Genomic DNA, 13,187 nt, shown 5'->3' on the forward strand with positions numbered 1-13,187 from the left:
TTAATACAGGAAATAGCGCTGCGCCATCGGCAGTTCGCTGGCCGGCTCGCAGGTCAGCAGCTCGCCGTTGGCACGCACTTCGTAGGTTTCGGGGTTCACGTCGATCTCGGGGCAGGCATCGTTCAGCTTCAGGTCCGCCTTGCCGATGCCACGGGTGTTCTGCACCGGCAGGGTCTGCTTGGCGATCCCGAGCGTATCGCCGATGCCGTCGTCATGCGCCGCCGCAGATACGAAGGTGACGGCGGAGGCGTGCAGCGCGCGTCCATAGGCCCCGAACATGGGGCGCGTATAGACCGGCTGTGGCGTCGGGATCGAGGCATTGGGGTCGCCCATCTGCGCGCAGGCGATCGAGCCGCCGATCAGGACCATCTCGGGCTTCACCCCGAAAAAGGCCGGGTTCCACAGCACCAGGTCGGCGCGCTTGCCTTCCTCGATGGACCCGATGTGATCGGAAATACCATGCGCGATGGCCGGGTTGATCGTGTACTTGGCGACATAGCGGCGGGCGCGCAGGTTGTCGTTCTCGCCGGTCTCGTCTTTCAGCCGCCCGCGCTGTTTCTTCATCTTGTCGGCGGTCTGCCACGTGCGGATGATCACCTCGCCCACCCGGCCCATCGCCTGGCTGTCCGAGGCGATGATGCTGAATGCGCCCATGTCGTGCAGGATGTCCTCGGCGGCGATGGTCTCGCGCCGGATCCGGCTTTCGGCAAAGGCGATGTCCTCGGGGATCGACTTGTCGAGGTGATGGCACACCATCAGCATGTCCAGGTGCTCTTCCAGCGTGTTCACCGTGAAGGGCCGCGTCGGGTTGGTCGAGGACGGCAGCACGTTGGCCTGCCCGCAAATCTTGATGATGTCCGGCGCGTGGCCCCCGCCCGCGCCCTCGGTGTGGAAGGCATGGATGGTCCGGCCCTTCATCGCCGCCACCGTGTTCTCGACGAACCCAGATTCGTTCAACGTATCGGTGTGGATCATCACCTGGACGTCCATCGCGTCCGCCACCGACAGGCAGCAATCAATCGCCGCCGGGGTCGTGCCCCAGTCCTCGTGCAGCTTCAGCGCGCAGGCGCCGGCCATGACCTGTTCCTCCAGCGCGGCGGGCAGCGAGGCGTTGCCCTTGCCGGCGAAAGCCAGGTTCATCGGAAAGGCATCGGCGGACTGCAACATCCGCCCCAGATGCCACGGCCCCGGCGTGCAGGTGGTGGCCAGCGTGCCATGCGCGGGGCCAGTGCCGCCGCCCAGCATCGTCGTCAGTCCCGAATGCAGCGCGTCCTCGATCTGTTGCGGGCAGATGAAATGGATATGGCTGTCAAAGCCCCCAGCGGTCAGGATCCGCCCCTCGCCCGCGATGATCTCGGTTCCGGGGCCGATCACGATATCGACGCCGGGCTGGGTGTCGGGGTTGCCCGCCTTGCCGATCTTGTGGATCGCACCGTCCTTCAGGCCCACATCCGCCTTGTAGATGCCGGTATAGTCCAGGATCAGCGCGTTGGTGATCACCGTATCCATCGCCCCCGCCGCGCGCGTCACCTGACTTTGCCCCATCCCGTCGCGGATCACCTTGCCGCCGCCGAACTTGACTTCTTCACCGTAAAGCGCCGCGTTGCCGCCGGTGCCGCCCGTCACGGCGGCCCCGGCATTCAGTGCCGTCAGGTCGCGTTCGACCTCTATGATCAGGTCGGTATCGGCCAGGCGCAGCCTGTCGCCCGTCGTGGGGCCGAACATGGCGGCGTAGTCTGAACGTGAAATGCGTGCGGGCATGGGCCTACCTCTTCCTGTATCCGCGCTTGGCCAGGCGGCGGGCATTGGCGCGGGTCTTCTGCCGGATCGGTTTCATGGCCGCGGCAACGACCTGGTCCGCCCGGCGGCCACGCAACGCGGCCGTCCCGGCATCCGTCGCGGCGCGCGTCAGGGCAAAGGCCTTTTCGCTGACCATGCGACTGTTCTCGGACGGGGTGACCGACCAGATACCGGCAAGCCCCCACATGCGCATGGCGATGACCGCCTGCGCCTCGGCCACGATCATCGCGGCCTGAAAGGCATTCGACCACAGGTCGACCGGCGTCAGCACACGCACCATCACAGATCCCCCATGACGGCGCCGTTGAAACCGTAGACCCGCCGCCCCCCGCCAATCGGGATCAGCTGCACCTCGCGGCGCTGGCCCGGCTCGAACCGCACGGCGGTGCCGGCGGCGATGTCCAGACGGTGCCCCCTTGCCGCCTCGCGGTCGAACTCCAGCGCCGGGTTGGTCTCGGCAAAGTGATAATGGCTGCCCACCTGCACGGGCCGGTCGCCGGTATTGGCGACTTCCAGCGTGATCGCCTGCCGGTCCGAGTTCAGCTCCAGCATACCTTCGGCGGGGAAAATCTCTCCGGGGATCATCGCCTCACCCCGCCATGACAAGGGCAGAGCCGCCGATCGCGACAGCCAGCCCTGCCCCGCGTGTCAGCAGCGCCCCGCCGACACGGCCCAGCGCCCAGCCTGCGGCGGCCCCCAGCGCGTGCAACACCGTCGTCGCTGCGACAAAGCCCGCGAGATAGGCCAGCGCCCCCGCACCGCCGATCTCGGTCCCGTGCGCGTGACCGTGAAACACGCCCATCGCCGCCGTGATCGCGACCGCCGCCGCCAGCGGCAACCGCGCCGCCGCGGCAACCAGTACACCCAGCACAAGGACGGACACCAGGATCATCGGCTCGACCATCAGCAGCGGCAGACCACCAAGCGACAGCAGGAACCCCAGCGACATCGCGCCCACGAAGCCCACCGGCAAGGCCACGAACGCCCGCCCGCCAAGGCTTGCGGCCCACAGGCCCACCGCGACCATCGCCAGGATATGGTCCGCGCCGAACACCGGGTGCGAAAAACCCGCGGCGAAGGACCCGTGCGCCCCCGGATCGAGATGTGCAAACGCGGGGCCAGCGGCCAGCACGGCAGGGATGAGGGGGAAGGCAAGGCGTCGCATGGGTCAGGTCTCCTGTCGGGTCAGCGAATTGGGTTATGTACTGTGACAAGCTTGGTGCCATCGGGAAAGGTGGCTTCGACCTGCACTTCGTGGATCATCTCGGGCACGCCCTCCATGCAGTCGCCCCGGCTGACGACCTCGGCTCCGGCCTCCATCATGTCGGCGACCGAACGCCCGTCGCGGGCGCCTTCGACCACGGCGTCGGTGATGAGCGCAATCGCCTCGGGGTAATTCAGCTTGACCCCCCGTGCCAATCGCTTGCGAGCCACCTCCGCGGCCATGGCCACCATCAGCTTGTCTTTCTCTCTGGGCGTCAGTTGCATCTTGGGTCAAAGCCTCCAGGATCTTGGCAGGGCCGCGTTCGACAGCGCCTCGAGCACCGGGCACAGCGTCCGGCGCAACTCGAACCCGTCGCGCGCCAGCACCCGCACCACCAGCACATCGGGGCGCAAGAGGCTTGCGCCCCCGGTCGCGGGCAGCAGCGCCCGCACCATGGACAGCAGGGACTCGGCCCGGTGCCCGATGTAAAGCGCACTTGCCATCGCGGTCATTCCCGCTGCCACGGCCGCCAGCCCCAGCCGCGCGGGAATGTCGTCGGTCAGCGCCACGCGGTCTTCGTAAAGCGGTCGGTTGTCACGACGAACGCTGACGCGGTCCAGGAAATCCGCCCGCGTCACCGTCTCGCCCATGGTCAGGCGTCCGAACACGACCGGCTCGGCCATGATGAATTCCGCCGTATCCTCAATCTCGACCTCCAGCCGCCGGTCCAGCGCTGCGCCATCGAACACCAACAGTTCCTGCGGCAACCAGCACAGCGTCGCGCCCGCCTCGACATGCAGTCGCGACCGCACCCGCGCCCGGCCCGAATTGCTGCGATACGCCCGCTCGGCCGCCTGGGTCGTGACGACAAGCCGGCTGCCTGCCCCTGCAGTGGCCTCGATATCGAAACGGTCTCCTCCGGTCAGACCGCCCGATGTGTTCACCACGATGGCCTCCAACGCGTCCGTCCGGCGCGGAAAAAGCGCCCGCGCACAACCCGCGCTGTGCAGCCTGTCCAGCACCGCACGTCCATCCCGCAGCTTGGACGCGACGCGCAAACTCCCCCGGGCCCGCGGCAGGGCCGGACCGTCCGGGTGGGCAGTGATATCCGGGGCAAGAAGCATGGCAGCTTTCCGAGTTCGCAACGCGCAAAGCCAGCACCAAGGGGTGCGCCTGTTCCACTTCAAGCGCTCGTTCCACATGATGCCTTGCCCCCAACGATTAATTGCTTGGCGCGATTTTGCGTCAATGCTGTATTTTTAGGCGTATTCGATACCCACAGAACACGCAGGCTCAGAAGGTTGAGCCTGGGTACCTACAGGAGTTGATTGCCCGGATTTTCGGCGCGATGATCAATACATGAGCGGTTTGAGAACTTTCCTCGTACTAGGCTGCCTCTGCGCCGGGTCGGCGTCATTTGCCGCGCCGTTGCCAGAGATTTTCGCCGGATGCACCGGCCGCTTTTCCGCCGAACTGGAACATGCCTGGCTGATGCAAGACCCGGACGCCGACACCCTGGAAACCCGGCGCGCGCGTTTCGAGCAACTTCTCGCCGCCGCCTCCGCGCCCGATCAGCGCAGCCATCTTCTGGACCACCGCATCAGGGCCAAGAGCGCGCACGCGCAGATTCTCAGCACCGCGCAATTCTCTCGCGACCCGGACCGGGCCCGATGGGCGCGCCGGCGGGCGACTGCCGAAATCGGCTACTGCCAGAGCTTTCTCCTGGAAAGCTGAGGAAAACCAGCACCGCGGCGCAGAAAAAACAGGCGATCACACCGAAAACCGCTGAATAAATAGGCCGCGACCGCAGGCTTTCCCCGTGAAAACCACGGAATTGTCGCCGCAGCGCAGAATCTTGTGAAACCAATATGTCCGACGGGCGGCTGCCGCCCGCTCGAGCGTGCGATGGTGCCAGTCTTGCAATCCTGAAACACCACCGCACTCCGCAACAAGTTGCGTGGGGGAGATATGGGACATCCGGTTTCGGCTCACAAGAACCCTGCGCGTTACGCAAAGGGGATTTTCCATGACTAAGACACTTCTAGGCACAGCAGCGGTCCTGACGGCCCTGTCGGCTCCGGCCTTCGCACAGGACTGCCCGATCAAGGTGGGCGTGCTGCACTCGCTGTCGGGCACGATGGCGATCTCGGAGACGACTCTCAAGGACACGATGGAGATGCTGATCGACCAGCAGAACGAGAAAGGCGGCGTTCTGGGCTGCGAACTCGAAGCCGTCGTCGTCGATCCGGCCTCCGACTGGCCGCTCTTCGCTGAAAAGGCGCGCGAGCTGCTGACCGTACACGAAGTCGACGTGATCTTCGGCAACTGGACGAGCGTCAGCCGCAAATCCGTCCTGCCGGTCATCGAGGAACTGAACGGCCTGCTGTTCTACCCCGTGCAATACGAGGGTGAGGAAAGCTCCAGGAACGTGTTCTACACCGGCGCCGCACCGAACCAGCAGGCGATCCCGGCCACGGATTACTTCCTGGAAGAGCTCGGCGTCGAGAGCTTCGCGCTCCTGGGCACCGACTATGTCTATCCGCGCACCACGAACAACATCCTGGAATCCTACCTGAAATCCAAGGGCATCGCCGACGAGGACATTTTCGTCAACTACACCCCCTTCGGCCATTCCGACTGGTCCAAGATCGTGTCGGACGTCGTGGCGCTGGGGGCCGGCGGCAAACAGGTCGGCGTGATTTCCACGATCAACGGCGACGCCAACGTGGGCTTCTACAAGGAACTGGCGGCCCAGGGCGTATCGGCCGATGACATCCCCGTGGTCGCCTTCTCTGTGGGCGAGGAAGAGCTTTCCGGTCTCGACACCTCGAACCTCGTCGGTCACCTGGCGGCGTGGAACTACTTCCAGTCGGCCGACACCGACGCCAACGCCGAATGGATCGAGGCATGGAAGGCCCGCATGGGCGAGGAACGCGTGACCAACGACCCGATGGAGGCGCATTACATCGGTTTCAACATGTGGGTGAACGCCGCCGAAGAGGCCGGCACCACCGATGTCGACGCCGTTCGGACGGCGATGTACGGGCAGGAATTCCCGAACCTGACCGGCGGCACGGCGGTCATGCTGCCCAACCACCACCTGGCCAAGCCGGTCCTGATCGGCGAGATCCAGGAAGACGGCCAGTTCGACATCATCAGCCAGACCGAGGAAGTGCCGGGCGACGCCTGGACCGACTTCCTGCCGGAATCGGCCGTGCTGAAGTCCGACTGGCAGGAGCTCGAATGCGGTATGTACAACACCGAAACCGAGACCTGCGTGCAGATCAAGTCGAACTACTGATCCCCTTGAACCGAAAGGGCGGCCCCGCGCCGCCCTTCACCCCCTTCTGTTCCCCCACGGAGGCCCGTGCATGGCACGCCTGTTGCTGATCCTCACGCTTCTGATTGCATCCCTGCCCGCCGCGGCACAGCAGGCCGATGCCCCGATCCAGCAGCTTTTGCAGGAGCACGCCGGGCAGTTGGCAAAGCCATCGCGCACCAAGGTCGCCCCCACCATCGACGCCATAGCCGAAAGCGGTCTGCCCGAGGCGCAGACCGTGTTGCGCAAATGGCAGGACAAGGAACTGTGGCGAAACGTTGAGACCGGCCTCTTCATCTGGGCCGAGGAGATCGACCGCGACACGATCCGCGGCTTCGATTTTGCCGGCAACACGGCCTTGGGCGAATTGCCCGACGACGACTTTGAGCAGTCCAAGCCCAATTCCGGGGTGCGCAAGATGATCGGGGCCGCGCTGGTGAAATTCCAACTGACCTCTGAGGACGTCGCCACCCGTCTTACCGCCATCGACAATATCGAGCGTGACGCCGAAGCCGCGCACCTCGCGCCCCTGCGCGAGGCGCTCGAGGCCGAGACAAGTCCGACCCTCAAGGCCCGCGCCGAACGTCTCGAACGCATTCTGACCATCCGGTTCGGCGAAACCGAGGAAGAGCGCATCGCCGCCATCGAAGGCTTCCAGGGCGATCTGGGCGTCGACCTGCGCGGTGCATTGAACCCGCTTGTGACGACCCGGCTGGAAGCCGCGGAAACCGCCCCCGAAGGCCCCGAAATCGCCCGCGTGCTGAAGCCGGGATCGGAGGCTCTGCCCCGCGAAAATGCCTATGACCTCTTGGTGTCCGAAGGCTTCGCCAAGCCCCGCATCAGCCGCGCCGACAAGGCCGCGGCACTCGTGTCCAATATCGACGGAGAGGCTGTCGCCGGCATCCAGGTCGCCACGCTCGACACCGAAGCGGCCCGCGACATGGCCTACGCCAGGCTGGCCGAACAGGGCACGGTCGATCCCGTCGCCACCGAGGCCGAGATCGACGAGACGCTGGACCGATACACTTTCTACGAGGTCTTCACCGGCGCGCCGCCCGCCGTCGCGCTGGCCGCGATGGATGCCCTCAACGGCATCGAGACCCGCGTCGCCGTCAACCAGGCCGCCGACCTCGCGCTCGACGCCATCTCGCTCGGCTCGATCTATTTCCTCGCCGCCATCGGCCTTGCCATCACCTTCGGCGTGATGGGTGTGATCAACATGGCCCATGGCGAGTTCATCATGATGGGCGCCTATACCGGCTTTGTCGTGCAGCAGATCGTCCCCGACCAGACGCTGTCGGTGATCCTCGCCATCCCGCTTGCCTTTGCCGTGACATTCGCGGCGGGCGTGGCGATGGAACGGCTGGTGATCCGCTGGCTTTATCATCGCCCGTTGGAAACACTGCTGGCCACTTTCGGCATCTCCATCGCGCTGCAACAGATCGCCAAGAACATCTTCGGCACCCAGGCCCGCCCGCTGACGGCCCCCGGATGGCTCGACGGGTCGCTGGTGTTCAATGACATCGTGTCGATCAGCTATATCCGCATCGCGATCTTCGTGCTGGCCCTGGTGTTCCTCGCGCTGTTCCTGCTGGTCATGAACCGCACCCGGCTGGGCCTCGAGGTGCGCGCGGTCACGCAAAACCCCCGCATGGCCGCCTCGATGGGCATCAACCCCGACCGCATCAACATGCTGACCTTCGGCTTCGGCTCGGGCATCGCGGGCATCGCCGGCGTCGCGATCGGTCTTTATGCCAAGGTCACGTCCGAGATGGGCGCCGACTACATCGTGCAAAGCTTCATGACCGTGGTCGTGGGCGGCGTCGGCAACATCTGGGGCACGCTTCTGGGGGCCACGCTCGTGGGGACGCTTCAGAAAGGGATCGAATGGCTGAACCCGTCGAACACGTTGGCGGCGCAAACCTACATGATCCTCTTCATCATCCTCTTCATCCAGTTCCGGCCGCGCGGCATCATCGCGCTCAAGGGCCGGGCGGCGGGGGCCTGACATGACCGACAGCACCCTTGCCAGACCCGCTGCACGCCGGCCCATCGTTCTGCGTTTTCCCGCGATACTGGTCTTCATGTTCGTGCTGGCAGCCTTCACGGTCGGCGTCACGATCCTGTCCGAAGGCTTCGGCATCGGTGTCATTTCCACCAGCTTCGTCAAGACGCTGGGCAAGACACTTTGCCTCTGTCTCGTGGCGCTGGCGATGGACCTTGTCTGGGGCTATTGCGGGATCCTGTCGCTGGGGCACATGGCGTTCTTCGGGCTGGGCGGCTATGCCATCGGCATGTGGCTGATGTACGAGCGGACGCGCCTTATCGTGGTCGAGAGCATGTCCGCCGAAGTGCTGCCGCCGACGCCGGAACAGATCTCGGACGGCATCGCCACGCAGATCTTCGGCGTCGTCGGCGCTTCCGAATTTCCGCCCATCTGGGCGGTCGCCCATTCGCTGCCTTTGCAACTGGCCGCCGTGGTGCTGGTGCCGGGCCTCTTGGCGCTGGTCTTTGGCTGGTTCGCCTTTCGCAGCCGCGTGACCGGCGTTTACCTCTCGATCCTGACCCAGGCGATGACCCTGGCGCTCGCACTGTACCTCTTCCAGAACGACAGCGGGTTGCGCGGCAATAACGGCCTTTCCGGCCTGCAGAACCTGCCCGGCCTCGGCGGCGTCGGCCAGCCGGTGGTCTCGATGTGGTTCCTCTGGGCCTCGGCCCTGGCGCTCGGGCTGGGATACTGGCTGGCGAACTGGGTCGTGTCGGGCAAGTTCGGCTCGGTCCTGCGCGGCATCCGGGACGACGAGGCCCGGGTGCGCTTCCTTGGCTACCCGGTCGAGGCCTACAAGCTTTTCGTCTTTACCCTGTCGGCGGTCATCGCGGGCATCGCCGGCGCGCTCTATTACCCGCAGGCCGGCATCATCAACCCCGCCGAACTGGCCCCCATCGCCTCGATCTACCTTGCCGTCTGGGTCGCCATCGGCGGACGCGGGCGACTCTATGGCGCGGTGATCGGTGCGGCCTTCGTGTCGCTCCTGTCCACGTGGTTCACCGGCGGACAGGCCCCCGACATCGTGCTGGGCAGCTGGCGCATCCAGTGGGTCGACTGGTGGACCGTGCTTCTGGGCCTGTCTTTTGTCGCCGTGACGCTCTTTGCGCCCAAGGGCATCGGCGGGCTCTTCGACCTCGTGGCGGATCGCCTGACCCCCAACCGCCACGGCGCCGACCTGGGCCCCGACCAGGGCGCCCTGCGCGAACAGGAGGCAGACACATGAGCCAGCTACTGGAAGTCTCCGGCGTCTCGGTCAGCTTCGACGGTTTCAAGGCGCTCAACAACCTGTCCTTTTCCATCGGCAATAGGGAGTTGCGCGCCGTCATCGGTCCCAACGGGGCGGGCAAGACCACCTTCATGGACGTGGTCACCGGCAAGACCAAACCCGACGAGGGCCGCGTGCTCTGGGGCGAGCCACCCGTCTCTCTGCTGGGCAAATCCGAAAGCACCATCGCGATGGCGGGCGTCGGCCGCAAGTTCCAGCGCCCCACCGTGTTCGAGGATCAGACGGTCGAGGCCAACCTGATGATGGCGCTGCGCAAACCCCGCTCGCCTTTCGCCGTCCTGTTCTTCAAGCCCAGCGCCGAGGATCGCGACCGCGTCGCCGAGCTGGCCGAAACCATCGGTCTGGCGCAGGCGCTCGGGCGGAAATCCGGCGAGCTGTCGCACGGGCAGAAGCAGTGGCTGGAAATCGGGATGCTGCTGGCACAGGACCCGCAGCTTTTGCTGGTGGACGAACCGGCGGCGGGCATGACCACCGCCGAGCGGGAAAAGACGACCGACCTGCTGCGCGAGGCCGCCAGGACACGCGCCGTGGTGGTGGTCGAGCATGACATGGAATTCGTCCGCCGCCTTGGCTGCAAGGTCACGGTCCTGCACGAAGGCTCGGTTCTGGCCGAAGGCTCCATCGACCATGTCACCAAGAACGAGAACGTGATCGAGGTGTATCTTGGCCGATGACATCCTGAACGTCGAGGGCCTGACCCTCCACTACGGCGGCAGCCAGATCCTGAACGGCATCGACATGGGCGCCCGGCAGGGCGAGGTCACCTGCATCATGGGCACCAACGGCGTCGGCAAGACCTCCCTGCTGAAAGCCCTGTCCGGCACCCATCCCCGCTCCGGCGGCACCTACAGGCTGGCAGGGGAAAGCATCGGCAAACTCGGCGCCTACGACATGGCGCGGCGCGGCGTCGGATACGTTCCCCAGGGCCGCGACATATTCCCCTTCCTGACGGTCGAGGAAAACCTCGAGACGGGTTTCGCCTGCCTGCCCCGCAACGAACGTCACCTGCGCGACGACATCTTCGACCTCTTTCCCATCCTCAAGGAGTTCATGCCAAGGCGCGGCGGCGACCTGTCCGGCGGTCAGCAACAGCAGCTTTCGATTGCCCGGGCCCTGATCACGAAGCCGAAAGTCCTGCTGCTGGATGAACCGACCGAGGGCATCCAGCCCAACGTGATCCAGCAGATCGGCGAGGCGATCCGCCTGCTCAGGGATCAGGGGGAAATCGCGATCATTCTCGTCGAGCAGTATTTCAGCTTTGCCTACGACCTTGGCGACAGGTTCTACGTGATCGAGCGCGGCGCGGTGAAACTGAGCGGCGACCGGGATACCGTGACAAGCGAAGAACTCGCCACAAGCACGGCGATCTGACGACGCACCACGATCGCTCTGATTTGCACCGAGTAAATCAAGTCGTCAGGCCACTCGGAGTCGCGATGCAGATCGGATCGAGCGTCCCGAAAGCGCTGGCGCAAACACTATGGCGGTACGGGCAACCACCAACCGAAGGACCCCTAGTCCTTCGTTTCGCTCAGCTTTGCCGGTGCACGTTCTGCGTAATAGGCCGAGAGTGCGGCGATCTCCGCATCGGTCAGATCGCGCGCGGCCTTGAACATCAGTTCCGCCGCGTGGCCGCCACCTCGATTGCCCTCGCGCCACAACTTCAGTTGTTGTTCGAGGTAGGGCGCGTGCTGGCCGGCCAGCGACGGAAAGGCCGGGTTGATCGGCGCGGGCCACGGCCCGTGGCAGGCCCGGCACGCCGGTACGCTTTGCGAGCCGCCCTCGGCAAAGGCCAGCGCCCGGCCCTGTTCGGCAAGCTGCGACGGCTCCGCCGACCCGCCCTCGGGCGAGACGTCCGCAAAATTCCGCGCCAGCCGCTCGACCGATCCGCTGGGACGCTGGCTCATGACCTCGTACATGATCCCGCTGTCGCGCGTGCCGTCGCGATAGGCGGCAAGACTTTGGGCGATGTACTCTTCCGACAGGATATCCAGCCGCGGCACCTGCGCGTTCTGGCTGACCCCGTCCGGGCCGTGACAGACGGCACACCCGCCATCGGCGTCGTCGACCATCGCCTCCCAAGTCTCGGGCGTCATCCCCTTCTGCGCCCGCAGGAAGGCGACCAGCGGCCAGACATCGTCCGTCCGCTCGGCGGGCCAGCCGGGCATCCCGCTCATCTTGATGCCGTTGTGGATAATCCAGTGCATCTCGGGCGCGCTCCAGTGATCGCTCACCAGCGCCAGCGAGGGCGGTTCGGGCAGCATCTGCTGCACCGTGGCGCTGCGCGGCACGCCCGGCGCGCCGTGGCACTCCATGCAGGCGGATTTGTAATGTCCGGCCCCAAGGGCCACCATATCGGGCGTATCGAGATTGTCCGGCACTTCGCTTTCGGGCGGCGCACGGAAGGCGACCGAACTTTCGAAGGTGCTGTGCATGGCCCAGGTCACGCCTGGCCAGTGCCCCTGCCGCGCCGAGACGTTGAAGAGGCCCAGGCCAATGATCAGAACCGCCGTCAGCAAGCCGATGGCGGCGGCGGCGCCCGCCATGGCGATCACCGTCTTGCCGTGCAGGTCACGGACCCATCTCATGCCGTCTCCTCCCGTACCACGCGCGCGGCCAGCACCAGCGCCCCCACCAGGTAGATCGGCGTCCCGATCGCCAGCATCAGAATACCGCCCAACTGCTGGCCCGACAGGCTAGGGTCCCGGCCGCAGATCTCGGCGTAAAGGTCATGCGGGGCCAGAACCAGCAGCGCGCCCAGCAACGTCATGTGCATCGAGGTCAGGAACAATCCCCCTGCCCCCACCAGAGCCTGCCGCGCATGCAGCGCCCCGGACCACACCGCCAGCCCGGCGGCCAGGAAGGCCAGTTGCTCCAGCACACGCCCGCCAAGGTTCAGCTGCGCGAACCCGTGCAGGTGCGGCAGGTGCCACGCCCAGACGATGGCGAACTCGGCAACCGCCGCCAGCATCACCGGCACCGCGAAACGCCGCGCCACGCCCGGCCACGCCAGCACCATCAGGGGCGCCACGCCCGCCACCAGCCCCATGTGCCGCAGCATATGCGCCGGAAACGGCCCGGCCCATGCCTCCCACGGCGGCAGGTACAGCCCGGCCAGCAGCGCCAGCGCAGAGATCCCCGCCAGCCTCACAGACAGGTCTCGATGAAAAGCGCCGGCATCGCCACGAAAATCACCCCGATGGCCGACGCGATGCTCAGCAGGAACCCCGCGTGCCCCAGAAACTCGCGCCGGTCCTCGACCGTGGGCTTGTCATGCACGTAGTCCTGGTCGTCGGGGTAGTCCCACTGCACCCACGCCTTCCACGCGATCCAGCCGATCAGCGCCAACGCCACCACCGTCAGCACCAGGATCGACAGCCGCGCCACCTCGGGCGTGCCGATCTTGCTGCATTCCACCGCCGTGATCGCGTAGATGATCGCGAAATGCAGCGTCCAGACGGTGGGTGCGGCGATCATGTGCCAGATACTCTTGTGCCGGAACAGGGTTTCCTCGGTCATCTCGCCACCC

15 protein-coding genes are annotated in these 13,187 nt (G+C 65.7%); 6 read left to right on the plus strand and 9 right to left on the minus strand.

What is annotated here, in order from left to right; genetic code table 11:
• The 6 genes from ureC to KUV49_RS16070 are packed head-to-tail and all read right to left on the minus strand — an operon-like array spanning nt 1 to nt 4,026.
• The gene (gene ureC / locus KUV49_RS16045; RefSeq protein WP_222450820.1) at nt 1-1,761 is read right to left on the minus strand and encodes an urease subunit alpha; all 1,761 of its coding nucleotides are present in this window, start codon (nt 1,759-1,761) and stop codon (nt 1-3) included.
• A 4-nt stretch (nt 1,762-1,765) separates the two neighbouring features.
• Nucleotides 1,766-2,080, minus strand: a complete 315-nt coding sequence (locus tag KUV49_RS16050; protein WP_222450821.1) for an antifreeze protein — start codon at nt 2,078-2,080, stop codon at nt 1,766-1,768.
• The gene (locus tag KUV49_RS16055) at nt 2,080-2,385 is read right to left on the minus strand and encodes an urease subunit beta (RefSeq protein WP_152497846.1); all 306 of its coding nucleotides are present in this window, start codon (nt 2,383-2,385) and stop codon (nt 2,080-2,082) included. Before KUV49_RS16055 ends, KUV49_RS16050 begins: the two co-directional genes overlap by 1 nt.
• A 4-nt stretch (nt 2,386-2,389) precedes the next feature.
• Nucleotides 2,390-2,965 carry a HupE/UreJ family protein gene (locus tag KUV49_RS16060; RefSeq protein ID WP_222450822.1) on the minus strand — a complete coding sequence of 192 codons (576 nt, stop codon included), beginning with the start codon at nt 2,963-2,965 and terminating at the stop codon, nt 2,390-2,392.
• Nucleotides 2,966-2,985: 20 nt separating this feature from the next.
• Nucleotides 2,986-3,288, minus strand: coding sequence for an urease subunit gamma (locus KUV49_RS16065; protein WP_222450823.1), 303 nt, complete (start codon nt 3,286-3,288; stop codon nt 2,986-2,988).
• A 6-nt stretch (nt 3,289-3,294) separates the two neighbouring features.
• Nucleotides 3,295-4,026: an urease accessory protein UreD gene (locus tag KUV49_RS16070; protein WP_315899522.1), complete on the minus strand. Its 732-nt coding sequence runs from the start codon at nt 4,024-4,026 to the stop codon at nt 3,295-3,297.
• A 469-nt stretch (nt 4,027-4,495) separates the two neighbouring features.
• Here KUV49_RS16070 and KUV49_RS16075 point away from each other — a divergent pair, with 469 nt between their 5' ends.
• The 6 genes from KUV49_RS16075 to urtE all read left to right on the plus strand — a co-directional run bounded on the left by KUV49_RS16075 (nt 4,496) and on the right by urtE (nt 11,029).
• Nucleotides 4,496-4,738 carry a hypothetical protein gene (locus KUV49_RS16075; RefSeq protein ID WP_222545611.1) on the plus strand — a complete coding sequence of 81 codons (243 nt, stop codon included), beginning with the start codon at nt 4,496-4,498 and terminating at the stop codon, nt 4,736-4,738.
• 292 nt (nt 4,739-5,030) lie between these two features.
• Nucleotides 5,031-6,305, plus strand: coding sequence for an urea ABC transporter substrate-binding protein (gene urtA / locus KUV49_RS16080; RefSeq protein WP_222450826.1), 1,275 nt, complete (start codon nt 5,031-5,033; stop codon nt 6,303-6,305).
• Between the two features lie 70 nt (nt 6,306-6,375).
• Nucleotides 6,376-8,331, plus strand: a complete 1,956-nt coding sequence (gene urtB, locus KUV49_RS16085; protein ID WP_222450827.1) for an urea ABC transporter permease subunit UrtB — start codon at nt 6,376-6,378, stop codon at nt 8,329-8,331.
• A gap of 76 nt (nt 8,332-8,407) precedes the next feature.
• Nucleotides 8,408-9,595, plus strand: a complete 1,188-nt coding sequence (urtC, locus tag KUV49_RS16090) for an urea ABC transporter permease subunit UrtC (RefSeq protein WP_410000769.1) — start codon at nt 8,408-8,410, stop codon at nt 9,593-9,595.
• A complete protein-coding gene (gene urtD / locus KUV49_RS16095; protein WP_152493083.1) occupies nt 9,592-10,332 on the plus strand; it encodes an urea ABC transporter ATP-binding protein UrtD in 741 nt (246 codons plus the stop codon). Before urtC ends, urtD begins: the two co-directional genes overlap by 4 nt.
• A gap of 1 nt (nt 10,333) precedes the next feature.
• Complete coding sequence (gene urtE, locus KUV49_RS16100; protein ID WP_222451035.1) at nt 10,334-11,029, plus strand: urea ABC transporter ATP-binding subunit UrtE; 696 nt, start codon at nt 10,334-10,336, stop codon at nt 11,027-11,029.
• A 143-nt stretch (nt 11,030-11,172) separates the two neighbouring features.
• On the opposite strand, the gene KUV49_RS16105 is transcribed toward urtE, so the two are convergent.
• From KUV49_RS16105 to KUV49_RS16115, 3 genes are read right to left on the minus strand one after another with little or no spacing between them, the layout of a single operon-like run.
• Nucleotides 11,173-12,246 carry a c-type cytochrome gene (locus tag KUV49_RS16105; protein ID WP_261391258.1) on the minus strand — a complete coding sequence of 358 codons (1,074 nt, stop codon included), beginning with the start codon at nt 12,244-12,246 and terminating at the stop codon, nt 11,173-11,175.
• A complete protein-coding gene (locus KUV49_RS16110; protein ID WP_222450829.1) occupies nt 12,243-12,809 on the minus strand; it encodes a cytochrome c oxidase assembly protein in 567 nt (188 codons plus the stop codon). The genes KUV49_RS16105 and KUV49_RS16110 overlap by 4 nt, the downstream gene beginning before the upstream one ends.
• Nucleotides 12,806-13,177 carry a hypothetical protein gene (locus KUV49_RS16115; RefSeq protein ID WP_222450830.1) on the minus strand — a complete coding sequence of 124 codons (372 nt, stop codon included), beginning with the start codon at nt 13,175-13,177 and terminating at the stop codon, nt 12,806-12,808. The genes KUV49_RS16110 and KUV49_RS16115 overlap by 4 nt, the downstream gene beginning before the upstream one ends.
• Nucleotides 13,178-13,187: the final 10 nt, after the last annotated feature.

The sequence above is a fragment of the Roseovarius atlanticus genome, assembly GCF_019802205.1.
GTDB lineage: Bacteria > Pseudomonadota > Alphaproteobacteria > Rhodobacterales > Rhodobacteraceae > Roseovarius > Roseovarius atlanticus_A.